The organism is Neobacillus sp. C211 (genome assembly GCF_051842875.1).
Lineage (GTDB): Bacteria > Bacillota > Bacilli > Bacillales > Cytobacillaceae > Neobacillus.
Genome location: NZ_CM122574.1, coordinates 103,448 through 127,165 on the forward strand (window position 1 = coordinate 103,448; position 23,718 = coordinate 127,165).

Genomic DNA, 23,718 nt, shown 5'->3' on the forward strand with positions numbered 1-23,718 from the left:
TTGAACAAATATAGAGTTATCATTCCTTTCCTTATTTTTCATAAATAAAATCCCATGACTCGAAGAAAATAAGAAAAAACAGGAGTGATGTAAAAATGAAAAAAAATGCGAAGAATACAGGGTCTGAAGATCAGGTAAGCATGAATGAAACAATGCCACATCAAATTAATGCCCCAAGCTTTGAAGGTACTGGAATAAAGATGGAGCCTCCTTTTGTAAATAGACATGGTGTAACTATTGGTGATAGTATATACGCCTCTTCTAATTCACCATTGGAAACCTGGACAAAGGATACAGACCCAGCTATCATGGCTGGAGATGAATGGGTTCACCCTACAAATGATATTGGCTGGAACACAGCTGAAAATCGTGAATTATTAGAAAGTAAAAAGAAACCACAAGCTTATCCTTTTATGCATCCCACAAAAGATGTTAGTAAAGGAAGCGATTAACTTATAATTGGAAAACAAACACATCGTGTTTCCTTTTTTAGCGGCTGTTTGATGGATTCTTTATTCTTATAAAAATTTAAAATCCAAAACCGAAAAACATTACCACTTATAAATCACAAAAATAAATAAATAATACTTATACAGAGGTAAAATTATCTCTGTACCGAAAATAAGGAGTTGAATAAAATGGCCAATAGCAGTAACAAGTTGTTAGTGCCTGGGATTGAACAATATTTAGACCAGGTAAAATACGAAATTGCCCAAGAATTCGGCGTTAATTTAGGTTCAGATACTGTTTCAAGAGCAAACGGGTCTGTAGGTGGCGAAATTACAAAACGTCTTGTTCAACAAGCCCAAGCACAAATTTCTGGACAATTCACTCAAAAATAATTTAATAAATATGGAAAAAAGTCCGGGATAATATATCCGGACTTTATTTATTCTTTTGATTGTGATTATATTTTTGGTAACTTTTCCCATTTTGTTTTTCATCATGTTTTTCGCTATTTTTATCTTTATATTTTGGAGTATATTTTACTTGGTACTGGCCAATATTTTTATCATCAACTTTTTGACTGTCTTTCTCCTGTTTTTCGTTGACCTTTGATTTTTTATTCTGGGATGATTTTTCCCTTTGATTATTTTGTCTTTTTTGCTGTGGTTGTTTCTGTTTTAGTTGACCTGCTTCGATCCTTTTTAGTTGGTCAGGTGCGATAACTTTTCCATTCAACCCTTTTTTTTCAATTTGCTTTTTATTTCCGCCAAGCTCTTTGTTTTGAATAGCCTTATTTTCTGTTTGTTTTTTGACTTGGCCAGGGGGAATTTTGTTAGCAGGACTTAATGGTACAGCTTTCCTATCAATTTTTCCGCCCTTATCTTTTGTCTTCAAATTTTGATTAATAGAACCCTGAATTTTGTTTTTCTTGTATTTTCCAGTTGTGATACCAAGCTTATGAGCTTTTTTCCATTCGCTTTCCGTAGCTTTTAAAACTGTAATTTCTAACTTTTGTTTGTTCACTGACGCCTTGATCTCATCAATATTCTCTTGAAGCTTTTTATCAATCTTAACTTCAGCCTCTTTTGTCCGGACCGTGGAAATAATAATGTTTTCCTTAGTATTCAAGTATCCTTCTTTTTCCATTTCAGCTAAAATTGTTTGAGCTACTTTAGAAACATCCTCTTTTTCCCATTTGTTCAATTGGGAAATAATCTCTTTTCCTTCTTTGTTATAACCAGTTATCTCTACAACCTGCATTTTTTTATTAATACTTAACTCAATACTTGGATTTACATCGATGGACATATAGGCATATGCCTTATTATTTTGATACATGGGAAAAAACGAACCGAGGAAGATAAATAATGCTGCCATTAGCGCCCAAACTGGTTTTAATTTAAAAACATTTTTTAATGTATTAAAATGATTCGAAGTTTTAACACTTTCAATCGGAAAAAAGTGGATTTCTTCACCAATTGCATATGGCTGATTTTGTCTCTTGGCATGCAAAAACTCACCTTCAGGGGTTAAAAGCGTTAGGAAGGCATCATCTATTTCCATTACAACTCCCTTTTTCATGTTTCAAGCACCCCCTTTATATAATCTTTCATAAAGATATAATCACCCGATAAAATAAGTGCAATGGCAATAATATATTTCCTGTTTCGTTCAATCGTCTTTCTGCTGACATCTACCATTTTTTCTAATTGCTTAATGGGTAGACGCTTGTTCGTAAATAATAATTCTTTTAACTCCTGATTTTCTACTAACATTTTCGCTATTATAATGGCATTTTTTCGGGCGTCGAAGTGCTTAGGTGAATTCTCAACTAAGTCACTGAAACTTAAATCAAAGGTAGTTAATAATTTTTGAAAGTGAAGGATTTCATCTTTCCTTAATTGATCATCATTCTTTTTATTGTAGTCATCAAGTGAGAGCTCATTAACAATGATTGTTCCTGCTGATTCTTCGTCTTTGGTATCATTGGTTAAATCAAAACTTAGGTGCTGATTTTTCGACTGTTTACGGATATAGTCAATAACTCTTCTTTTGATTATGACTTCGGAAAAACTCAATAAAGAACTTCCGCGCTCAGTTGAGTATTTCTCTATCGCTTCATTAAATGCGATGAGACCAATGCTAAATTCATCATCGGTTTCATAGATATATCGTCTACATACTGAAGACACTGTTTTTGCAATAAATGGCTTATAAGCCCTGATAATTTCGTCAAGTAGGTATTGCTCACCTTGTTGAATTAAAAGAACGGTTTCTTCCAAAGTTCTTTTTTTCTTTTTAGCCATAAACAATAAACTTAGCATTTGCTCACCTCTATTCGACCAATTATAACATAAGACTGTTATATTTGACTTTATGGGGTTAGCATTTTGAAAAAGATAGCACCAAGAATGGCTATCATTTCCTCTTTATTGTTTAGTGCGATTAATGCTTTTTTCTTTTCACTACATAGTTACGTTTCTTCTGAATCAGTTTGTGGGGGTTATAAAAAAATTTTCTCAATAAAAAACTTCAAACCAGAAATATCCTGATTTGAAGCTTTTTATTCGATCACTTTTTTTCGAAGCTTTATAGACATTAAAAATTTCAATATAAAGCCAATTAGCAGCCCAGGAATTAAAAATAACATCGGTAAAAATACAGGACCTGGGTGAACTTTTAGAATCGTGATTTTTGGTGACAGCATTAATCCCACAGTGACGAAGTAAGCACCGAAGACAAATGGTAAAAATGTGTACTTTTCATTAGCAGGCATGGCAGAACGATAACCATCCCACATGGAAAACATATAAACACACGGATAAAACATAAGCCATTGATAGTTAAGAACAGCCCCTGCCTTGTCAATTTCTCCTAAGAAGCTCAACATAATTGCCATATTAAAGTGACTTTTGGCATTGATCATTACTTCTAATGCAACGAACAATATTCCTTTGATATATTGACCCATTAACAATTGACTAAAACCAGGAAAAGCAATATTCCATAAAACAGCTTCGAGTTTGCTCATCTTTTTCATCGTACAATCCCGCTTCTCATGGCATATTTTTGTAAGCTAAAGAACACTTCAACTTAGCTTTTCCAGACTATGTAAAAAAATACCATAAATTCAATATTTTTTCCAAATCTTAATTCTTTTTTAGAATGCGCAAGTGAATACAAATGAACCCAGGAAAATCAGTGAAAAAATACCCTTTTTCCAACTTATCTCCTCCTTAGTCTATAAATAAACGATTGTAATCATTGTAAAGTCCCTTGAAAAGATTCGTCTATGGATAGTTAGTCTGAATTTTCTGTTTTATAAATCCATGGAAAAGGGCAGGTATCAAACCCGCCACTTTTCTTAAGTCTCCTGATCCATTGGGTTATAGAGTTTAACTGTTGGATTTTTCTCTTGGAACCAACGGAGAGCAAAGTCATTTTCAAACAAAAATACATAATGGTCATATCTGTCTTTAACTAGAAGAGAACGGGAACTCGATAAATTTTCATCGACGGTTTCACCTTCAACCCAACGAGCTATTTTCGACCCCATCCGTTCCATCAATACTTCTGCATTATACTCATTTCTCATTCGATGCTCAAAAACCTCAAACTGCAATTGACCAACTGCACCTAATAAATAGTCATCCGTTTTAATTGTTTTATAAAGCTGAATTGCTCCTTCTTGAACGAGCTGCTGAATTCCTTTATAAAATGATTTTTGCTTCATCACGTTTTTGGCAGAAACCCTGACATACAGTTCTGGTGTAAACTGAGGCAGTCTTTCATATTGAAAGTCATCCTTCCCAGAAGTCAGTGTGTCGCCAATTTGGTAAGTTCCTGTATCGTATAAGCCAATAATATCTCCACTAACTGCCTCATCTACCGTATTTCGTTCTTCCGCCATAAACGATGTCGATTGAGAAAGCTTTATTTGTTTATTCAAACGCGGAATATTCACTGTCATTCCTCGCTCAAATTTCCCAGAACACACTCGTACGAAAGCAATCCTATCTCGGTGTGCAGGATTCATATTTGCTTGAATTTTAAAGACAAAACCTGAAAATTGGTTCCCTAATGGATCAATTTCCCCAATGGATGAATTACGCGCCTTTGGGGGCGGAGCAAACTCTAGGTAAGACTCAAGAAATGTTTGGACACCAAAGGCAGTTAGTGCACTACCAAAGAAAACAGGTGTCAGGTTACCAGCTGCTACTTTTTCCGCTGAAAATTCATTTCCAGCCTCATTAAGCAACATGATTTCATCAAGTGTTTGATCATAAAGTCCCGACGTTTTTAGCGGGTAGTCCCCAGCTATTTCCCCGTCTTCATTTAATGGAATAAATCGTTCTTCCTCATCGACACGGAACTGTTCAACCCTATTGTTAAATCGATCATAAATTCCAAGGAACTCTTTCCCCATCCCGATCGGCCAGTTCATCGGATATGATTCAATGCCGAGAACCTCTTCTAATTCAGCCAAAAGTTCAAGTGGCGGCTTGCCTTGGCGATCAAGTTTATTCATAAATGTAAAAATTGGAATACCACGCATCCGACATACTTTAAAAAGCTTGAGTGTTTGTGCCTCAATCCCTTTTGCAGCATCGACGATCATCACAGCACTATCTACAGCCATCAAAGTACGGTACGTATCTTCACTGAAATCCTGGTGGCCAGGAGTATCCAAAATATTGACACGGAATCCATCATAGTCAAATTGCATTACACTGGAGGTTACCGATATTCCCCGCTGCTTTTCAATTTCCATCCAATCACTTGTAGCAAACTTTCCCGTTTTTTTCGCTTTTACAGTGCCCGCATCACGAATGGCACCGCCGAATAATAATAATTTTTCAGTTAGCGTGGTTTTACCGGCATCAGGGTGGGAAATAATCGCAAATGTCCGGCGTGACAATACATCTTCTTTAAAATTGTTACCCATTTCGTTTTCCTCTCTTTTGACAATAAAAATTTTTGTCCATAACCTCAATCTTATCTCTGAAACGCTAACTTTGCAATATTTCAATTTGGATCAGCAACGATTATTTCTTTAATCCCTTGTTCAGAAAGAATATAATGAAGGTACGCGGAAATCATTGTATTAAGGACCGTTCATACATAACCACAACGGAGGTAACGGGAAATGAATATTATAAAAATTGATCAGCAGACCATAAATTTATTGCATAAAGCCTTTGATATTGTTTTAAAGGAGAACAACATTTCTTATAAAAAAATTGGAATTGCTGAAGAAGGCGAACAGCTATTATTTTTGTATGAAGGAAAAGATGAAAAAGTTCATGTTTTTAAATGGAGTAAAGCATCGAGTATAGGTGCAAGTATTGGTGTGATTGCTCAGAGTGTATTGATGCCAATTATTCCACATCTACGTCTATTATCCTAGTCTTTATAAAAGACACCACACCTATTCAAAAAAGTGCTGGTGTTTTTTCATTACGACAAGAGTTTCCCAACGATTCCCACATCCATTTTTCTGGAAATCCCTTTATAATAGAGTAGTATTCTGTTGAAGGAGATGAAGGTATTGAATCAAAGTATACGAAAAGTTTCAAAGTTTATTCCGCTAATTGCAGCGTTTATATTAGTTATTGCAGGAACGATCTGGGTCGTCCAGACCACAAATAATGAAGTCGCTATTCCCTTCTCTTCTGTTGAGAAAACCATTCAAGATCAACAAGGAAAAGTAGTTAAACTAATTGAAAAACCTGATGGGAGCCTTTATATTCAAACAAGGGAAGGCGAATTTATTTCCCATGTTCCTCCCAATAGTCAAATGTTAGACAAACTGGTTGGAAAATATAATATCGAATATTCATACTCCACTAGCAGTAGATATGGAAAGTGGATTTTGGGTGGTGTTATTCTTCTTCTGGCTGGAGCAGCATTTGCTCTTCAAAAAACAAAGGGCAGCCTCGGATTAAATAATTCAATGAAAAATAGTGTTGCCAATTCTCGCGCGCTTCCTTCTATTAGCTTAAAAGATGTAGGTGGCCTCGGAGACGAAATGAAGGAAGAAATATTACAAACACTTACTACCCTTAAAGAACCGGAACGGGCAACAAAATTAGGAATTAAGCCACCGAAAGGCATACTGTTGTACGGACCGCCTGGAACTGGTAAAACCTTACTTGCACAAGCAATTGCTCGTGAACTAAATGCTTCATTTTTTACAGCCAGTGGATCAGCTTTTAATGAAATGTTCATTGGTGTAGGGGCCAGTCGGGTCCGTTCCTTGTTTAAAACGGCTAGAAAACAAAGTCCAGCTGTTATTTTCATCGATGAAGTAGATGCTCTAGCTGCTAAAAGAAAAGCACATGGTGGCGAGGAAGCAGAAAAAACATTAACTGAATTACTTGTACAGCTTGATGGCGGACATTCAAATGATGGAATTCTATTTATTGCTGCAACCAATAGAAAAGACTTGCTTGATGAAGCCTTTCTGCGACCAGGAAGAATCGACTTCTCTTTTCATGTACCGCTGCCCGATACAAAAGGCAGAAGAGAAATCATTGGTATTCATGCTAAAGGTAAGTCATTTGCTAAAGATGTACTTTCAAAATTAGATGAATTAGCAGAAAGTACCTCTGGTTTCTCAGGCGCAGAGCTTCAGTCCCTTTTTGAAACGGCAAGTAGGAGAGCCGTTCGAAACGGGCAGGATATGATTAAGAAGCATGACCTTGACTATGCCTTGGATAGAACCATCTTAGGGAGTACCTCCCGCTCATTGCAAGACCTTGAAACAAAGCGCAGGGTTGCCATCCATGAAGCAGGTCATGCCATTGTGGCATCACTAACGAAGCCAGGTTCTGTTAGAAAAGCAACCATTATCCCTCGCGGTGAGGCGTTGGGTTATGTTGCACCCATTCCAAAGGAACTGCACTTGTCGACAACCAGTGACTTACTAGAGCGTGTGGCAATGGTATTAGCCGGAGGAGTTGCCGAAAGAATGCATTTGGGTGAACACAGTATCGGTGTAGGTGGAGACGTGCAGCAGGCAAAACAAATCATTGAACAAATGGTGGATACCGGAATGCTTCAAGAAGGGTTCCAGTTGACCTTCAATAAACAAGATAAAGAAGAAAAAATGCAGGAACTATTTGGAAAAGCATTAGAAAAAGCAGAAAATCTCATTAATAGTCATCACAATCAATATCAGCAATTGGTCGAGGCTTTATTAAAGAAAGAAACCCTTGAAGGCACTGAAATCGAAGATATTGTATGGGGAACGCAGACTAATTTAAATGAAAACATTGTTTAATATAATAGTAGAAAACCAGGTGCTCATGCGCCTGGTTTTTGTTTTTATTGGTGATCTATTATCTCATGTTTTTTTTAATTTGGTGGAATACTAAAGATGGTCTTTTAAAAAAGGAAGTGGACAGGTTGTTAAGTAAAGAGAAGATTTTTGAAAAAGAGCAGCAAAAATATAATGTCAAAGCTAAAGATTTCCTCGGTGATCAGCAAAAAACACAAGGCTTACTAAACAAAGCAATAAAAATGGCAAATGAGAAAAAACAAAACTTAGAAGAAGTTTGGGAAAAATTGCAATTATTTTTTGATCTGGTTAAATCTTATTCGAAGGGTGAATATAAAAATGTCTCTCCCAGTACAATTCTTACCGTTGTCGGAACCCTGCTTTATTTTGTTTCACCACTTGATTTAGTACCAGATTTCATCATTGGGCTTGGCATATTGGATGACGCCGCCTTGATTGGATTTACCGTAAAAAAAATTTCCAGCGAATTAGATGCATTTAGTAAATGGAAACGAGCCAATATATTTGTACAAGAAAACCCGCTTGATTAACCAAGCGGGTTCACCTATATATTATTATCTAAAACAAGCTGCACCTACAATAATCAAGAGGATAAATAATACTACGATTAAAGCGAACCCGCCGCCGTAGCCACAGCCACCACCATATCCATATCCAAATCCACCATATCCAAACATTTTCATGACCTCCTTTTTATTTTAATAGAAAACTTAGTAGCACCATGAAGCCCCAATAATGATTAACAAAATAAATAAAACGACTAGTAGGGCAAATCCTCCGCCGTAGCCACCAGCTGCACCAGACATTTACATTACCTCCTTTTCTGATTTCCATATATCCTATTCACATGGATAAAAATGTGCGATAGACACATATCCAAATTACCTAGTTATGAAAAAAAAGAAGAAGCCCATTCTTAGCAACAAAAAGCAATTATCAAAATAGAAAAGTATGACCCAGGGGAATTCACTTTTATAAAAATCTCTTCATTTAGTTGACAATTGCCACTGTTTTTCATAACATGTTCACAAATAAATGTAGATTGGAGTCCCAAACTTGAGGAATGCCGCAGCCCTTTTGTTTCTGATTTTTATGGTATCTTATCGATTGATGACACGGTTAAGCTTAAAGGATAAACAACACTCTCCCTTGAAAATTGGCCATAGAGGTGCAGCTGGATACTGCCCTGAGAATACATTTGCATCTTTTAAGAAAGCCGTAGACTTAGGTGTAGATTACCTTGAAATCGATGTCCAAATGACAAAAGACGGTGAATTGGTCGTGATTCATGATTCAACCGTTAACAGGACAACGAATGGGAAAGGGAAGGTAAAGGACCTCACCTTGCAAGAAATTCAAAACCTTGATGCAGGAAGTTGGTTCCATAGTAAATTTGCTGGTGAGAAGGTCCCTTCCCTCTCTGAGTTTTTCGATGAGTTTGCAGGGAAAATTGGTATTTTACTTGAATTAAAAAAACCCTCACTTTACCCGCAAATGGTAGAGAAGACTGCCGAAGAACTAATCAAAAGAAATTTAACATCAGGAGAAAATCATATAATTATTCAATCATTTGATCGTGGTTCACTTAAACGTTTTCATGAACTGCTTCCTTTCATCCCGATTGGAGTTTTAGTAAAGAATTCGGGTGTAAATATTATTTCAAATAAAGATTTAAAGTCTTTTGCAAGTTATGTTTCTTATGTAAATCCTAAAATAACCATGGTTAATAAAAGGCTTATTAAAAGAATTCATCAACATGGATTAAAAACGATTATTTGGACAGCAAAAAAAAAGAATGAGGTCAATACTTTAAAAAATCTACATGTCGAAGGTATTATTACTGACTTTCCAGATTTGTGTTAAGAAAATCGATTAGGGTCTGGGTCTATATTTTATTTCCTGATTAGACCCTAATCTGCTTTTTTTATTAACATTTCGGTTCAACAATTGGCAGTCCCCGATTAACTAATCTGGGGGATAAAGGTTGAATACTGCAAAAACAAGATAGATCAACTAAAATACAGTTATTCGTTTTTATTAATGAAAATACTTCGTCACAAAGGTCTACTGCAAAACCATCTATATCTACAGGCAAAAGCAGCGATAGCTTTGCACAGCAATGCCTTGAATCAAGACTTTCTAATCTGAATACTTGAGTAGTAAAAAATAGACCACTCTTCGTTTTTCCCATTACCTCAAATGGACATTTACTAGTAGAAAGGACAAAGGGAATGGTATCAAACCCAATTTTATCGCATACAAATCGAAAACCTTCAAAGGATAATCTTTGTTGTTCATCAAGCAACTGTTCCATTTCATTACATAAACAATGCTCCTCGCACCGTCCTTTTTCCATGTCTATCCCTCCTTCCGTCCCGTTGAACAATCCACTTATTTTAAAATATTCTATTCAGCAATTGTGGTATAGGCAACTTTCTTACGGAAAACAGGTAAATGACTATTTATTTCTAGATAGGTTCCTACCCGTTTATGTTTATTTGGGTAAATAAACATAAAACTGGCTGCAAAGTTTGAAACAAAAAAAAGCAGCTTACATTTTGTAAGCTGGCTAAAATTTAAAAGAAAATAATATAAAGAATTAATGCCAAAACAATGCGATAAATTGCAAACGGCAAAAGTTTAATTTTGTTAATCAGCTTTAAGAAAAAGCGAATGGATAATAACGCAAAAATAAAGGCACTAATAAATCCAGCAATAAAGAATGGCAAGGCATCAATCGTCATATATTCCCAGTTTTTTAATAAGGAGAGTAAACTTGCACCTGCCATAATTGGCACAGCCATGATAAAGGTAAAATCCGCTGCAGCACGGTGACTCATTCCTAGTAATACGCCACCTGAGATAGTTGATCCGGAACGAGAAAATCCAGGCCATAAGGATAAACATTGAAATAAACCAACAGCCAAAGCTTGTCCATAGGAAATCTGATCAACTGTTTGTGTTTTCGGATGTTTTGGACCAATAAAATCTGCAAGAATCATTAATATAGCACCAATAACTAAACCAATTAAAACCGTTGCGGTTGAAAATAAGTGGTCATCAATATAGTCATTAAAGAGAACGCCTAAAACACCTGCAGGAATTAAACCGACAATAACTTGTGTTAATTTAAGACGGCCTTGCTCGTTAACAACTTTCTTATTGATGCGGCCTAGACCTAATAAATCGATGAAGCGGTCCTTAAAGGTGACGACAACCGCAAGAATCGAACCAAGTTGAATAACAATTTTAAACGTGTTGGCTCCATGCTGTGTCAAAAACTTTTCAGATTGCAACCACATATCATCAACGATAATCATGTGACCTGTGGAGGAAACTGGTGCAAATTCTGTTAAACCTTCTACTAATCCAAGGATAATGGCTTTAATAATCAAAAGTAATTCCATGTTATGATTTTCTCCTAACCTATTTCGACAGTATCGTAAGTCATGATGATTTACAACCTATTTATTCTACTTATTAACTAACTACTTTGCAATATCTTTTTTTACTTTTACACCTCGTTATTAATAACGAAGTAATTCATGTAATAGTTTCATTTATTTACTTTTCGCCATAAACAAAAATGTGGTCCGCTAAATTACATGGCCACACCCGACAATTTCCTCTACAACATTTAATTATTAGCAAACAATAAAAAGGAGCGATGCATCGCTTCTTTTTATTGTTTGTCGTTGATGATTCTCATGACACGTCCATTAAATTTCTTTTTATAGTAACCGCCCGTTAAATCTGCAATCGCAATCCCCGTCGAGCTTTGTGAACCAATGAATTTACCTCCACCAAGATAAATCCCCACATGTCCGTCGATTTTATAAGTATCAAAGAATACAAGGTCCCCAGGTCGTGCTTCACTCATTGATACTCTGGTTCCAGTATTTTTCAAAATATCGGTATGGGCACCAACTTTAATCCCTGCCTGCCTGAACGCCCATGCAACAAATCCAGAACAATCAAATCTTCCATTGGCTACATCATAAGAATTTCTTCCCCCGCCAAACACATAAACAGAGTTCCCTATGTACTTATCACCTGCGTGGATGACAATATTATGTACTTCATTTGTGGTAGTTGGTATCGATACATTACTATTAACAGGTTCGGTATTCTCATCCTTAGAGGTAACACTTTTTATTTGTGCTTCCTTTGATGCAAGCGTACCATCTTGCATTTGTAAATCTGCCATTACAGTAAGTTTTTCTTGCTCTTTTAGTTTTAGTTCTTCTTTAAGTGCATCATTTTGCACTTTTTGTTCTATTATCTGTGCTTGCATTCCAACAAGCTCCGTTTTCATGTTTTGCAAATCGTTTAGCTTTTTTACTACGGAGGATTGTTTCATTTGAACTTCTTTTTGGTCCTCTATTTGCTTCGTTAAAAGATCTTGGTCCGCTTTTACCAGGGTTGAAACAGCACCAAGTCGACCCACGAAGTCACTAAAGTTAGAAGCTCCAAGGATTACGTCAATATAACTAACCTTGCCACCACTTGCTTGTAGGGATAGCGCCCGTTTTTTTATTATTTCATTCCGTTTATTGATTCTTTCTTGTATATCCATAACTTCTTGCTGAAGAACTTTCACTTTGGACTGTGATGCTTTTACTTTTTCTTCTGTTTGAACTATCATTTTATTATTATCTTTAATTGCCTCATCAACTCTTTTAATTTGTTCCGATAATTTTGTTAATTCATCTTGTACTTGAGAAATTTCCTGATTTGCTTTTGTTATATCTGTCTGAAAACCAGAACGCTGCTCTTCTATACTTTTAATTGTAGGATTATCTGCCTTTGCGTTTACTACTGGCAACGAGAAAACACTCCCTAGTCCCATAATAATTGTGGTACATAGTGCAAATAACTTCTTTTTCAATTTACACCCCTGCCTTCTTAATTCCAATAAAGCAACCCTGTATCATCCTATTTTATCTTAATTAGAAGTATAACTTCTAAATTTGTCAACTAGGTAATAATAATATTACATTAACATTTCATTAGTAACTTTTGGAAGGGATTTAACAAAGTGTTCATTTTTAGCTTAACTCTAAAGTGCCAACAAAAATAAAAGAACCACAATCTCTTGTTTCTTAAAGAAAAGAGATTGTGGTTCTAATATATAATAAAATTTACCTATGTGGATCCTCAAAGTTGATAATTCCCTAAGACGGTAAAAATAATTATTGTGGTTTAATGAATTCTTTAAAACTGGATTTGCTTCTGTCAACAAGATTCAAATGAGAATCTCTTGCTAATTTAACATATTCCTTCCTTACCTGGAACCATGCATTTCGACTTTCACGCCCATAAGCTACACTAGATTCTGCACTTTTTTCAAAATTATCTTCCATTTGTTCAACAACATGAAAGATAGATTTAATTGGTGTAAGAGCGAGGTTCTCTAATTGTCCTGAAACCTCTACAAATTGTTTCTTAAGCTCTTCAGTTTCGGGTATTGGTAACACCTCGTCCTTGACATCTTCTTTACCGAATGGTAATTGATGCATCAGTTCTGAGACCATTTCCTTGTTAGTATTTTTCGACTGTTGATACAAATTTGAAACGGATTTCCTAAATTGCTTATTAAATTTGATGACTTCCTTTAATGCATTAATATATGCATCCTCGCCATTTTCCCGTAACTGTTCTGCACGTTCACGTGATAGCTCGAATTGATCCCAAAATGTGTTAACAAATGAACCTACGGCTACCGATTCCTCTGCTGCTTGATTAATTGTTTCTACTGCAGATAGAACCGTTTCATTCTTCTTCTGTGCCATCGTCTTTCCTCCTCTTACTATTATTGACTTTCTCTATGGAATCCTTCTTATGAAATGAAGGAATGTAGAGCTCAAAGAAACTGGAATACATTTTGAAAAATTGATCCAATAATGATTGGTAGGATTCTAGTTGATTGGCATATCCCTTTAAGTATGTGATCCCGGCGTTAGTTATGGAGTACCTTCTTTTAGCAGGACCACTCCCGGTAGTATCCCATTCTGATGATAACAGCTCGTCCTTTTCAAGTTGTCTTAACAACCTGTATAAATTCCCCTGATCAAGTGTCTTAAACCCGAATGCCTCTAGCTTCTGGCTAAGTTCATATCCATGAAGAGAAACCTTACTAAGAAGCAATAAAATAAATGGTAGCACAAAATTTTTCGAAGCATTAATTGTTTGATTGTCTTGATTCACCATATCTTAATCACCTCACTCTATATATGTATTTTACACTTATGAGTAATATTTTGTCAACACAGTAAATAAATATGAATAAAAATACAATAACAACATTTACTTTTACCTTATTTAGGTAATAAACTAATAAAAATAAGAAGGTGGTGTGAAATGGAATCATCACCTTCGCTTTTGACAGGAAGAAATAAATGAAAAAAGCCATAAACCCTTCTTTCGAGAGAGTTTATGGCTTGTCCTTCAATATCAACCAGTATTTCGTAACCCTGCAGAGATCCCACTAATTGTCAGCAAAACTTCAATTAATAGTTCTTCATTAGGTTCTTCTTGATTTCTTAGTTCTTTTATTAATTCAACTTGTAAAAAGTTTAGCGGATCGACATATGGATTTCTTCTATATACCGATTCCTTTATATTAGGTGTATGATCTAACAATTCATTATCACCTGTAATTCTAAGGAGAACTTCTTTTGTTGTTTCGTATTCTTCAAGAATATTAGTAAAGATCCGTTCTGCAATGGTCTGGTCTTTCACAAGGGATAAATATTCTCTGGCTGTCGTAATATCAGCTTTCATTAATGCCATTTGCAGGTTATCAATCGTTGATTGGAAGAACGGCCATTTTTCATACATTTGCTGAAGCATCTGCAAATTTTGTTCTCCTTTAGCTGCAAATCCTGCCAAACCAGTACCTGCTGCGTACCATGCTGGAAGCAATTGACGGCTTTGAGTCCAAGCAAACACCCATGGAATTGCCCTTAAATCTTCAAAGCGGCCCTGATTTTTTCTGCTCATTGGCCTTGAGCCGATGTTTAAGTCTCCGAGCTCTCTTAGTGGTGTCGCTTCCGTGAAGTAGGTAAGGAAATCTGGATCTCCAAATACAAGTGATTGATATTTGGTCAAAGCCAAGCTTGAAATTTCTTCAATCGACTCAACCCATATTGGATCACGTTGAAAACCTTGCTTCGCTTCTTTTGATTTATGTGTTGCCGTTAAGAACAGCGTGGAAGTAGCCTGTTCCAAACTCCGATAAGCAATATCCTCAAGTAAATAGCGTGAAGATAAAACCTCTCCTTGCTCCGTAATTTTAACACCATCGCCAATTGTTTCTGCCGGTTGAGACAGGATACTTTTATTTAATGGACCGCCGCCACGGCCTAACGAACCACCACGTCCATGGAAGAACTTAAGTCCGATCTGGTACCTCTTTGCCATTTCATGAATTTCAATTTGAGCTTTATATAGTTTCCAGTTAGCTGTCAATGTACCACCATCTTTGCTTCCATCCGAGTAACCAAGCATTATTTCCTGCTGATCCCCCATAATTTGCAAATGATTTCGATAGACAGGCATTTCGAAAAGTGTTTCCATAATTTTTGGCCCAGCAGTTAAATCGTCAATTGTTTCCAGCAATGGAGCCACATGTAAATGACTTTCTAAGGTCCCATCTGCGTGCAGTCGATAAATCCCAGCCTCTTTAGCAAGAACAAGCACCTCTAGTAAATCACTTGGGGATTTTGTCATGCTCACAAGATAAACGGAAATCGACCGCTTCCCGAATTCTTCGTGTGCCTTCTTGATCATTTGGAATACTTTAATCATTTCCTGTGTTTCCGCCGAATAATCTTCATTTAATAATAGAAGCGGGCGAGGATCCTTTAGGATATTTTGCAGGATTTTTAGTTTTTCTTCTTCCGCCAACTCTGCATAATTTTCAGAGATACTGACTTTGCGCAATATTTCGGTCATGGCTGCTTCATGTTCACCACTATGATTCCGAATATCTAGTGTCGCTAAATGAAAACCAAACAATTGAACTTGTCGAATCAGCTTTTGAATAGTCATTAATTCATGTGCTGCTGGATGATGCTGTTTCAAACTTTTTTTAATAATAAATAAGTCTTTTAGTAATTCATCGGAAGATTTATAACCCAAGTTCGTTTTACCTACTTGTTTTACTCGTTCAATAATGATAGCAAATGCTCGACGGTACACTTCCGTTAGAATTGGCCATTTTTTCTCATCGGTTAAATATGTATCTTCTAGTTCAATTAACTTAAGAAGATCATTACTTACCTCCACTCTTGAAGTGGAATGACTGTATCGTTTCATTAAATCAACGAGAACATTTTTATATTTTTTTAAGACGAGTCTTCTTTGCCTATTTAGTGTCTCCCAAGTAACATCGTGTGTAACATTTGGATTCCCATCACGGTCTCCACCGATCCATGATCCAAAACGGAGAAAATTTGGAACTTCCCATTGTGTTTGAGTGTAATTCTTCTCTAAACAATCTGCCACTTCTTGATGGATTTCAGGAAGAACCTCGAAAAGGGTCTGATCAAAATAATATAGTCCGTTTCTCACTTCGTCTAAAACCGTAGGCTTAGTTTGCCGTAATTCATCCGTTTGCCAAAGAATTGAAACTTCATTAAACAAACTCTCTTCAAGCTTTTTTCTTTCTCTACTTGTTAATAACGGATGATCGAGACTTTTTAGGATAACAGCAATCCGCTGCTGAATTTCAAGAATTGAACGCTTAGTTGCCTCTGTTGGATGGGCTGTAATAACGAGTTCAAGTGACAAAGTATTAAGGAGATCTTGAATGACTTCTTCCTTAATATTGTTCTCTTTAAGCGAAAGAATAGCACTCTCTATTGAGGCGGGTTGGACAATAGTTTCATCCTCGAGTTGGTACTGCCTCCGTCTACGAATACGATGATTCTGTTCTGCGGCATTAATTAAGTGGAAATACATGGAGAATGCTCGAATAACTTGTTTCCTTAAAGGTGCGCTTAGACTAGCAATTTCTTCCTTTAATGCATCATAGATATCTTGATCAAAATGTTCTCTTAATGTCTTACACATTAAACGTATTTTTTCCACTTTATCCAGTAGTTCGGTCCCACCGTGATTGAGCAGAATCTCACCAAGCATATTTGCCAGTAATTTCACGTCTTGTCGCAACGGAAGACTGCTGTCATTCAATTTCAATTCTATAGTCATACTGCCACCTTCCCTTAATCGAAAATTCGGTAAATTTTTTATTTATTAATATAACATATTTTTTTGCATCATGTTAGAAAATAAGTGCAGTTTTTTAAAAATAAAGTTTATTCTGATTCAAAAAAACCTGCTAAATGCAGGTTTCTTCAAGTAAAAAAAAATATAAAAGTTCTTCATTTTAAGATTTTTTATCAAATACTAGCACATATGTTTTTCGATCATCTTCGTTTGTTACGATAATAGAAATAATCGTTTTCGAGTCGTCTTCGAGCTTAATTGTTTCCTTAGTACTGCCTTCAATCAAAATTTCTGAATTGCTGGATTTTGCAATCGGGTTAAGAGTTACCTCGTCCATATCACTTGACACGGTTACATGGTAGGTAAACTCATCACTCGTAAATGTGCTATCCCAGGATCCTTCTGAAACTGACAGTGAGGAAAGTAACGCTTTACTTGTTTTTTCTACGGTCAAAGAACTCGCCTGTTGTGATGTTGGTTGGGTAGAATGGGGCAGATTATTTGGTTGCGATGTTGATTGGGAAAGACCCGGTTTATTATTCTGATTTGAATTGGCATTGGCATTGGTATTGATATTGGTATTGGTATTGGTTTTAATCTCAGCAGCTGCTCTTGTAATGTGTAAGGTATAAATTCTTTTTTCACCATTTTCAGCTGTTACCGCTATAATAATATCCGACTCTCCGACGGGAAGTTCTACTGCAGCACCATCTTTTGTTACTAAAGTTTCATTCACCTTAATAGTTGATGTTGTTTCAACAGATGTAGGTTTAATGGTAATCACAGGAACGTCATTTGGAACAACTACCTTGTAGTCTGTACCAGTAGAAGAAAAGTTTGGTGATAACTGCCCTTTTGATAGGATAATACTTTGCAAGAGATTATTATCATTTTCCGCTCTCATTATAGTCAGGGTATAGGTATTGGTTGAGTTACTCCCATTATCCACAGAAATAATAATTTTATTCTCACCTGTTTGAAGGGAATATGCACCGACAACTCCACTTATAACCGTCTGCCCATTTATTGTAATCGATGAATCTGAATTGCTGCTTTCTACTAATAACTTAATCGATGGAACCTCGTTTTTTACTGTGGCAGAATATTCCTTTGAATCTGCTGAAAACAGCTGGTCTAGCTTAATTCCTTCTATCTCTATTTTTGATAGTTTGCCTTCTTGTTGGTCCTCTTGGACTGGAGGCGTATTTGTTTCAGCATATGCTGTTGGTATGTACGTTCCAACCCCCATCCATACCATTGAAATTACAAGCATTACATTTAGGGCTTTGCTTTGAATCGGTTCTTTCATAGTCAATCCTCCTGTCTACTATCTTTGGAGATAGTGGAATTTGGACTAACTTTATCATTCATAGCTTAAGTTTATCTTAAGTTTAATTTTTATCTGCGATGAAATTCTTCTAGCTTTGATGAGATTACTGATGCTACTTCTTCATCCGATTTTTGGAGCGCTTTTTTAAATAGCGAATTTGCTAAGGAGCCCATCGGTCCTGATGCATTGATTTCAAGAAAGCCTGTCACTCGAGTTTTATTTCTATTTAATGCTTTTGCTTCAAAGTAGCCTTCACCCAAATACTTTTCGTTTGCCCTTTTTAATTCAAAACTTACCCTGGCAGGTTCATTCCACTCTTTAATATCAATCAATAAACTAACCTTCTTTTTCATAACGCCGAGGTCACTCTTAAATTCCCAGCAGATTTGACGTTCATTTATTTTTTCATGTTGAATATAACCTGGTACAAGCGGTGCCCAATTATTTTCGTCTCGAATAAAGTCCCAAATCACTTCAATCGGGATATCTAATTCTAGATGTTGCAAATCGCTTAGCATTTGTATCCCTCTTTCGTCGTCAAAGTAAAAGACCTTCAAAGTGCGGAAGGTCCTTTTAAAAAATATATGTGGATTTTTCTGTTTATAGAAGAGGCAAGTAGCAGTTCACCAGAAAAATCCTAACACTAAAGATGTTAGGATTTTTTAATTATTTTTTTAATGAGTATCCCATTAGGAATTCATGAATCCGTTCTGCCGCCAGTGAAAGGCGATCTGGAGGTTGTACCATGGCGATTCGGACATACCCTTCACCAAGATCTCCAAACGCATCCCCAGGAATCACTGCCACACCCGCTTGGTCAATTAATTCAAAGGCAAACTCACGGGAATTCCATCCTGAAGGAATTCTTGCCCAAACAAACATGGTGGCAGGAGACTTAGTTACTTGCCAGCCGCTTTTTTCAAGCCCAGAAATCAACGCATCACGACGAATTTCATATTCATTCACCTGTGTTTGAAGGAATGAAAAATCTGAAGTTAATGCCATCACAGCTGCTATTTGGATTGGATAAAAAACTCCATAATCAATATGGGATTTAAAGGAAGCCAAGATATCGATAGCTTGCTCATTGCCAACAACATAGCCTATCCGGCAACCCGCCATATTAAAGGTCTTTGAAAGTGAATTGAATTCAATTCCAACCTCTTTTGCACCGGGAACCGACAGGAAACTTATTTGTGGATTCCCATCGAATATCAACTCAGAATAAGCAAAATCATGAACAACCAAAATCTCATGAAGTTTAGCAAATTCAACTACCTTTTCAAAAAAAGATTTATCCGCTAATGCTGTGACTGGATTCCCAGGATAACTGATAATCATCATTTTCGTTTTATGTAAAACTTCTAACGGGATTGCATCCAGCTCTGGTTGAAACTTGTTTTCTGCTAATAACGGCATTGGGTAGATAACACCACCCGCAATGTTTACGCTAGCCTCATAGATTGGATACCCTGGATCCGGCACCAGCACATAGTCACCTGGATTAATTAAGGCTGTAGCCAAATGGGCAAGACCATCCTGCGACCCCATCAACTGCAATACCTCACTACTGGGTTTAAGTTCAACAGCATATCTTTGCTTATAAAAAAAACCAACTGCCTCATTAAATTCAGGTATCCCTTTCAGTGTGTAGCCATACTTACTGGGGTCTTTAGCGTAGTCACTTAATGTTTCCACGACAAATGAAGGCGGTGGAAAATCTGGACTCCCTACACTTAAATCAATTACATCTTTACCATCTTTGATAGCCTCTTGTTTCCGATTAGCTATTTCTTGGAAAATACTTGCCGACATCCTTTTTACTTTTTCAGAAGCAACGAGATTCATAGATATCCCCTCAATCACAATTTTGTAAAGTAATAATTCCAACTATTCAAATATATTTCAAATTATATCAGTCTAATGATTACAATTCTATATTTCTAATTAACAATTGATTATTATTGATTCATCCTTTAGAATCTTATGATAGGTTTAAATATTCGAAAAACGATGAGTAAGTGGAGGTAACTGAAGATGAAATTCTTTCAGTATTTCTTATTTTTTGCAGGATTAACCTTTTTCGGCTTGGGAAATGCGATTGCCGTTAAGGTTAAATATGTTGGGTTACACCCATGGGAAGTACTAAATGTCGCCCTATATCAGCATTTTGGTTTAACTATTGGTACTTGGGGAGTGATTTGCGGGTTAATTCTGATCTTCATTTCCTTTTTTGTTGCACGAAGCTATATTAGCATAGGTACAATCCTAAATGCCCTATGTATTGGACCTATCATGGACTTTTTTCTCTGGTTGGATATTCTCCCAAAAGCAACTGGCACATGGTTGGATTACCTCATTCTCCTCAGTGGAATCATGATTACAGGGATTGGTGGCGGCATGTATGTAGCAGCAGGGATTGGCGCTGGTCCACGTGATGGCTTCATGCTTTCGATTTCTGATAAAACAAAGTTGTCAGTAAGTCAAGCACGCATCATAGTTGAAAGCATTGTTTTAATGATCGGTTTATTATTAGGTGGTCCTGTATTTATTGCTACTTTCCTTTATACATTCATTCAAAGTCCTATTTTCCATCATTCTCTTAAGCTATTTAAGTCATTAGTAGAAACTGTCAAAAGGAAAAACAGTAAAACGCAAGAAGGTATTGTTATTTAAAATAACGGAAATTAAGCACCTGTTGGAAGTGGTGACTTAATTTCCGTTATTTCAGCTAAATAACTTCGACACTCTCAGGAGTAAACTCTTTATAATATTTTCGATGGGAATCGGTGATGAAGGCCGACAATTTCCCTTCATAAATTAATTCTAAGGGTGCCGACTCCTTTATATCATGGGGAGTTACAAGGGATAGAGGCTTTTGACTTTTGATATCAATCCCGGATTCTTCCAAGATGGCTGCAACAAAATGGGAACAAAAGAAGGCATTTTTACGGGTCATCTCCATATTCAGCATCACAGCAATTAACCCAATGAGATTGTACCTGTATTCTTCCTTATGGTCTTCCATATCCCTTAATTTACAGATCATTTTTTGAAATTGTTTTTCGGTAATCGTTATGCAATAAATAGCACAATCAGCATTCCTAAATAGACCACCACGGACGTTTTCTTCCACAAATCCTGCAAAGAAAGGATTTCTTGGATTTCTTCTCCCAAAACTATAAACCTTGTTGAATTGTTCATCAATCACAATTGAGGCATGATTAAGTGGTTTTTTTGTATAGAGCTTAATCATTTTCCCTAAAACTGTACCCGTGTCTGTTAGAAGAACATAAACTTTCCTGCTCATTTTTAAAACCCCCTATTCGATTGGGAGGAAAATATAGTAAATTCTAACCCTTATATTTTCTATAAGTTAATCATAATTAATTCAAATAAAAGGGAAAACAATCTGCAGATTTATTTTCTTCTAAGACCTAAGCCTTAGGAACAGTCTTTTTTTGCAAAAGGATGCAAATAAATATCCAAAATACTCCTAATATGATAAGGACTGATAATATTATTATAGTTCTTTCTTATTTAGAATTATAACAGTTCTAAGGGAAAATTTAGTATTTTTTACAAATAAAAGTATTTGCCATTACAAAATTTTAATTACTTTATATAAGAAAAGCTTATAAAAAAACAGAAGATACACATGGCATCTTCTGTTTTTTTACTATTTTTACGGATTGCTATAACCTAGGCTGCAAATGAAAGCAATGAGGCTATTCCTGATTAAATTAGTGATAAGTTTTTTATTGACTTCCCACTAAAACTTTGAAATCAGTGTCGATACTTTCTAACGACTTGGTTAGAACATGGACATGTACGTTCCAATGACCTGCCATGCTAAAATGCAAACCCTTCACTTCATACTTGCCTTCAGCCGCTTTTGTTAAACTAACGGTTTCTTTTCCCATGTCCATTTCAAGCATGGTAAAGGTTAAGTGAATTTGTTCAATATCTTTAATTGGCTTCCCTTCTCGGTCTTTTAAGGTAATTTCGAATAAATTCACTCCAATAATATTAGGCGTTGCTTCTAAAGTCACTTGCCTGCCTTGGGTCACTATGTTAGTTTCCTTAAATGGTCCCGGAGATTGCATGGCTGTTGGTAAATTGGTTAAAACAACGGATAGAACTAAGATTAACAAACCAAGGGTAAGCTCACCCTTTAGAGATGCCTTCAGTCCCTTAGTGGTTCCCCTTTTTCCTTTAATAAAATTCACAGCTGCAAGGAGCAGCATCACCAAAAATAAAATAAGTTTCCACATTAAGGCTTTTCCATAGTTCGTTTGGACCAGTGCTGAAAGGTTTGGAATATATAAAAAACTGGCAAAAACTCCTGTTAAAGTTAAAAAAAGAACAAGGATCAGTCCCCATTTGGAGAAACTTTTTATCATTTTCAAATAATTTTGCTTTATCTCTGTGTTCTTACGTAATGACAGCAATGAGACAAAACCGGTTAAACTTCCGATCCAAATCGATGCAGCAAGTAAATGAAGAAAATCCATTGATATTGTTAATAAATGATTTGGTTGTGCTGCGGCATGACTTGTCAATGCCTTTGTCAATAACAAGGCTGCCCCAAGACAAAAGCAAGTCCACAAAATGCAACGTTTCGTGCTCTCGGCCATGCCTATAAAAGAAGTGAGCAGGGCAAGAGTTATAAGGAGAGCTATTTGAATAACCCAAAATTGACCATAATTTGTGTTCATTAAGATATTTTCGATGATTGAGAAGTTAAACACTTCACTCCAAGAATAACCAGATTCAATCGTTGCCTGTAATGGCAGACTTAACAGAATACTAAGAAATAGAAGAATCAAACCTGTGCTTAATAGCTTACGGAACTTCTTATCGACTGAACCTGTTTCCCGTAATTCCATAGGCACAATAACCATATAAAAAAAGATGAGCCCGACATAGAACGCATTGCTCAGATATTGCAGCCAACGGATAATGATTAGATCCGCTTTAGGGGTGTAGCCTTTCGTTTCATTATCTAACGAGGTAGTGTCTTGACCTTTTTCACCTATTTGAAAAGGAATAACACCTTCAACAGGATGGCCGTCGCTTGAAACCACCTTCCACTTTATTCGATAGGATCCATTTGGAAGGTTCTTCTTTAATCCGCTCTTTAGGATAAAAGGTTGCTTTGGGTCAATCCGCCCATTTTTTTTATCGACTCGATTTCCTTCTGAATCAAAAACCTTAATTGAGTTAAAGGCAGGCTGGATGGTTTCATCAAATTTTATTGCTACTTCGGTTGGTGCTTTTTCCACCGTTTCATTTTCTAATGGTGTAGATTTTTTTATATAGGCGTGTGCTGATGAAACAAATGGGAATAGAAGTAAAAAAAGGGACAGGATAACAAGAAATGAGCTGACTTTTTCTTTTATTTGCAATC

The 23,718-nt window shown here is 36.2% G+C and carries 24 protein-coding genes and 1 pseudogene; 7 read left to right on the top strand and 18 right to left on the bottom strand.

All coding sequences use genetic code 11. The annotated features are described in order from the left end of the window. Positions 1 to 95 precede the first annotated feature (95 nt). Together ACSU6B_RS00570 and ACSU6B_RS00575 are read left to right on the top strand one after the other, a co-directional pair. Positions 96 to 452, top strand: coding sequence for a DUF3905 domain-containing protein (locus tag ACSU6B_RS00570; RefSeq protein WP_410881921.1), 357 nt, complete (start codon positions 96 to 98; stop codon positions 450 to 452). A gap of 186 nt (positions 453 to 638) precedes the next feature. Continuing rightward, the gene (locus tag ACSU6B_RS00575) at positions 639 to 842 is read left to right on the top strand and encodes an alpha/beta-type small acid-soluble spore protein (RefSeq protein ID WP_088086184.1); all 204 of its coding nucleotides are present in this window, start codon (positions 639 to 641) and stop codon (positions 840 to 842) included. 43 nt (positions 843 to 885) lie between these two features. Here ACSU6B_RS00575 and ACSU6B_RS00580 read toward each other — a convergent pair whose 3' ends face one another. The 5 genes and pseudogenes from ACSU6B_RS00580 to ACSU6B_RS00600 all read right to left on the bottom strand — a co-directional run bounded on the left by ACSU6B_RS00580 (position 886) and on the right by ACSU6B_RS00600 (position 5,392). After that, a complete protein-coding gene (locus ACSU6B_RS00580; RefSeq protein ID WP_439276288.1) occupies positions 886 to 1,785 on the bottom strand; it encodes an anti-sigma-I factor RsgI family protein in 900 nt (299 codons plus the stop codon). A gap of 174 nt (positions 1,786 to 1,959) precedes the next feature. Beyond that, positions 1,960 to 2,028, bottom strand: a pseudogene (locus ACSU6B_RS00585) (anti-sigma factor domain-containing protein); the annotation flags it as partial. Beyond that, positions 2,025 to 2,771, bottom strand: coding sequence for an RNA polymerase sigma factor SigI (gene sigI, locus ACSU6B_RS00590; RefSeq protein WP_410881923.1), 747 nt, complete (start codon positions 2,769 to 2,771; stop codon positions 2,025 to 2,027). The pseudogene ACSU6B_RS00585 and the gene sigI, both read right to left, overlap by 4 nt. A gap of 239 nt (positions 2,772 to 3,010) precedes the next feature. Continuing rightward, positions 3,011 to 3,487: a hypothetical protein gene (locus ACSU6B_RS00595; RefSeq protein ID WP_410881925.1), complete on the bottom strand. Its 477-nt coding sequence runs from the start codon at positions 3,485 to 3,487 to the stop codon at positions 3,011 to 3,013. 324 nt (positions 3,488 to 3,811) lie between these two features. Continuing rightward, complete coding sequence (locus ACSU6B_RS00600) at positions 3,812 to 5,392, bottom strand: peptide chain release factor 3 (protein WP_410881927.1); 1,581 nt, start codon at positions 5,390 to 5,392, stop codon at positions 3,812 to 3,814. 201 nt (positions 5,393 to 5,593) lie between these two features. Between ACSU6B_RS00600 and ACSU6B_RS00605 the strand changes: the two genes are divergently transcribed. From ACSU6B_RS00605 to ACSU6B_RS00615, 3 genes are all read left to right on the top strand, one after another. Beyond that, complete coding sequence (locus ACSU6B_RS00605; RefSeq protein ID WP_098933116.1) at positions 5,594 to 5,854, top strand: hypothetical protein; 261 nt, start codon at positions 5,594 to 5,596, stop codon at positions 5,852 to 5,854. A gap of 141 nt (positions 5,855 to 5,995) precedes the next feature. Continuing rightward, entirely contained in the window at positions 5,996 to 7,729 is a 1,734-nt protein-coding gene (locus ACSU6B_RS00610; RefSeq protein WP_410881929.1) for an AAA family ATPase, read from the top strand. A 65-nt stretch (positions 7,730 to 7,794) separates the two neighbouring features. Then, positions 7,795 to 8,277 carry a YkvA family protein gene (locus ACSU6B_RS00615; protein ID WP_410881931.1) on the top strand — a complete coding sequence of 161 codons (483 nt, stop codon included), beginning with the start codon at positions 7,795 to 7,797 and terminating at the stop codon, positions 8,275 to 8,277. A gap of 24 nt (positions 8,278 to 8,301) precedes the next feature. Here the strand turns inward: ACSU6B_RS00615 and ACSU6B_RS00620 are convergent, their stop codons facing one another. Both ACSU6B_RS00620 and ACSU6B_RS00625 read right to left on the bottom strand, forming a co-directional pair. After that, the gene (locus ACSU6B_RS00620) at positions 8,302 to 8,424 is read right to left on the bottom strand and encodes a YjcZ family sporulation protein (RefSeq protein WP_410881933.1); all 123 of its coding nucleotides are present in this window, start codon (positions 8,422 to 8,424) and stop codon (positions 8,302 to 8,304) included. A 33-nt stretch (positions 8,425 to 8,457) separates the two neighbouring features. Continuing rightward, the gene (locus ACSU6B_RS00625) at positions 8,458 to 8,553 is read right to left on the bottom strand and encodes a YjcZ family sporulation protein (RefSeq protein WP_026566235.1); all 96 of its coding nucleotides are present in this window, start codon (positions 8,551 to 8,553) and stop codon (positions 8,458 to 8,460) included. Positions 8,554 to 8,803: 250 nt separating this feature from the next. Here ACSU6B_RS00625 and ACSU6B_RS00630 point away from each other — a divergent pair, with 250 nt between their 5' ends. Beyond that, complete coding sequence (locus ACSU6B_RS00630) at positions 8,804 to 9,610, top strand: glycerophosphodiester phosphodiesterase (protein WP_410881935.1); 807 nt, start codon at positions 8,804 to 8,806, stop codon at positions 9,608 to 9,610. A 64-nt stretch (positions 9,611 to 9,674) separates the two neighbouring features. On the opposite strand, the gene ACSU6B_RS00635 is transcribed toward ACSU6B_RS00630, so the two are convergent. From ACSU6B_RS00635 to ACSU6B_RS00675, 9 genes are all read right to left on the bottom strand, one after another. Then, the gene (locus ACSU6B_RS00635) at positions 9,675 to 10,103 is read right to left on the bottom strand and encodes a CotY/CotZ family spore coat protein (RefSeq protein WP_214999451.1); all 429 of its coding nucleotides are present in this window, start codon (positions 10,101 to 10,103) and stop codon (positions 9,675 to 9,677) included. Positions 10,104 to 10,323: 220 nt separating this feature from the next. Continuing rightward, positions 10,324 to 11,154 (bottom strand): undecaprenyl-diphosphate phosphatase, encoded by an 831-nt coding sequence (locus tag ACSU6B_RS00640; RefSeq protein WP_410881937.1) that lies wholly within the window; start codon positions 11,152 to 11,154, stop codon positions 10,324 to 10,326. 275 nt (positions 11,155 to 11,429) lie between these two features. Further along, a complete protein-coding gene (locus tag ACSU6B_RS00645; RefSeq protein WP_410881939.1) occupies positions 11,430 to 12,635 on the bottom strand; it encodes a coiled-coil domain-containing protein in 1,206 nt (401 codons plus the stop codon). A 304-nt stretch (positions 12,636 to 12,939) separates the two neighbouring features. Then, complete coding sequence (locus ACSU6B_RS00650; RefSeq protein WP_410881941.1) at positions 12,940 to 13,539, bottom strand: hypothetical protein; 600 nt, start codon at positions 13,537 to 13,539, stop codon at positions 12,940 to 12,942. Further along, on the bottom strand, positions 13,520 to 13,957 hold the full coding sequence (phaQ, locus tag ACSU6B_RS00655) for a poly-beta-hydroxybutyrate-responsive repressor (RefSeq protein WP_214999458.1): 438 nt from the start codon (positions 13,955 to 13,957) through the stop codon (positions 13,520 to 13,522). Before phaQ ends, ACSU6B_RS00650 begins: the two co-directional genes overlap by 20 nt. 243 nt (positions 13,958 to 14,200) lie before the next feature. Then, on the bottom strand, positions 14,201 to 16,960 hold the full coding sequence (ppc, locus tag ACSU6B_RS00660) for a phosphoenolpyruvate carboxylase (RefSeq protein ID WP_410881943.1): 2,760 nt from the start codon (positions 16,958 to 16,960) through the stop codon (positions 14,201 to 14,203). A gap of 178 nt (positions 16,961 to 17,138) precedes the next feature. Then, on the bottom strand, positions 17,139 to 18,287 hold the full coding sequence (locus ACSU6B_RS00665) for a cadherin-like beta sandwich domain-containing protein (RefSeq protein ID WP_410881945.1): 1,149 nt from the start codon (positions 18,285 to 18,287) through the stop codon (positions 17,139 to 17,141). 89 nt (positions 18,288 to 18,376) lie between these two features. Beyond that, positions 18,377 to 18,826 (bottom strand): CoxG family protein, encoded by a 450-nt coding sequence (locus ACSU6B_RS00670; protein ID WP_214732286.1) that lies wholly within the window; start codon positions 18,824 to 18,826, stop codon positions 18,377 to 18,379. Between the two features lie 148 nt (positions 18,827 to 18,974). After that, positions 18,975 to 20,156 carry an LL-diaminopimelate aminotransferase gene (locus ACSU6B_RS00675; protein WP_410881947.1) on the bottom strand — a complete coding sequence of 394 codons (1,182 nt, stop codon included), beginning with the start codon at positions 20,154 to 20,156 and terminating at the stop codon, positions 18,975 to 18,977. A gap of 183 nt (positions 20,157 to 20,339) precedes the next feature. Between ACSU6B_RS00675 and ACSU6B_RS00680 the strand changes: the two genes are divergently transcribed. Beyond that, complete coding sequence (locus ACSU6B_RS00680; protein WP_088086163.1) at positions 20,340 to 20,984, top strand: YczE/YyaS/YitT family protein; 645 nt, start codon at positions 20,340 to 20,342, stop codon at positions 20,982 to 20,984. Positions 20,985 to 21,039: 55 nt separating this feature from the next. Here ACSU6B_RS00680 and ACSU6B_RS00685 read toward each other — a convergent pair whose 3' ends face one another. Beyond that, a complete protein-coding gene (locus ACSU6B_RS00685; RefSeq protein WP_214714759.1) occupies positions 21,040 to 21,618 on the bottom strand; it encodes a hypothetical protein in 579 nt (192 codons plus the stop codon). Between the two features lie 448 nt (positions 21,619 to 22,066). Continuing rightward, a complete protein-coding gene (locus ACSU6B_RS00690; RefSeq protein ID WP_410881949.1) occupies positions 22,067 to 23,716 on the bottom strand; it encodes a copper resistance CopC/CopD family protein in 1,650 nt (549 codons plus the stop codon). Between the last annotated feature and the right edge of the window lie 2 nt (positions 23,717 to 23,718).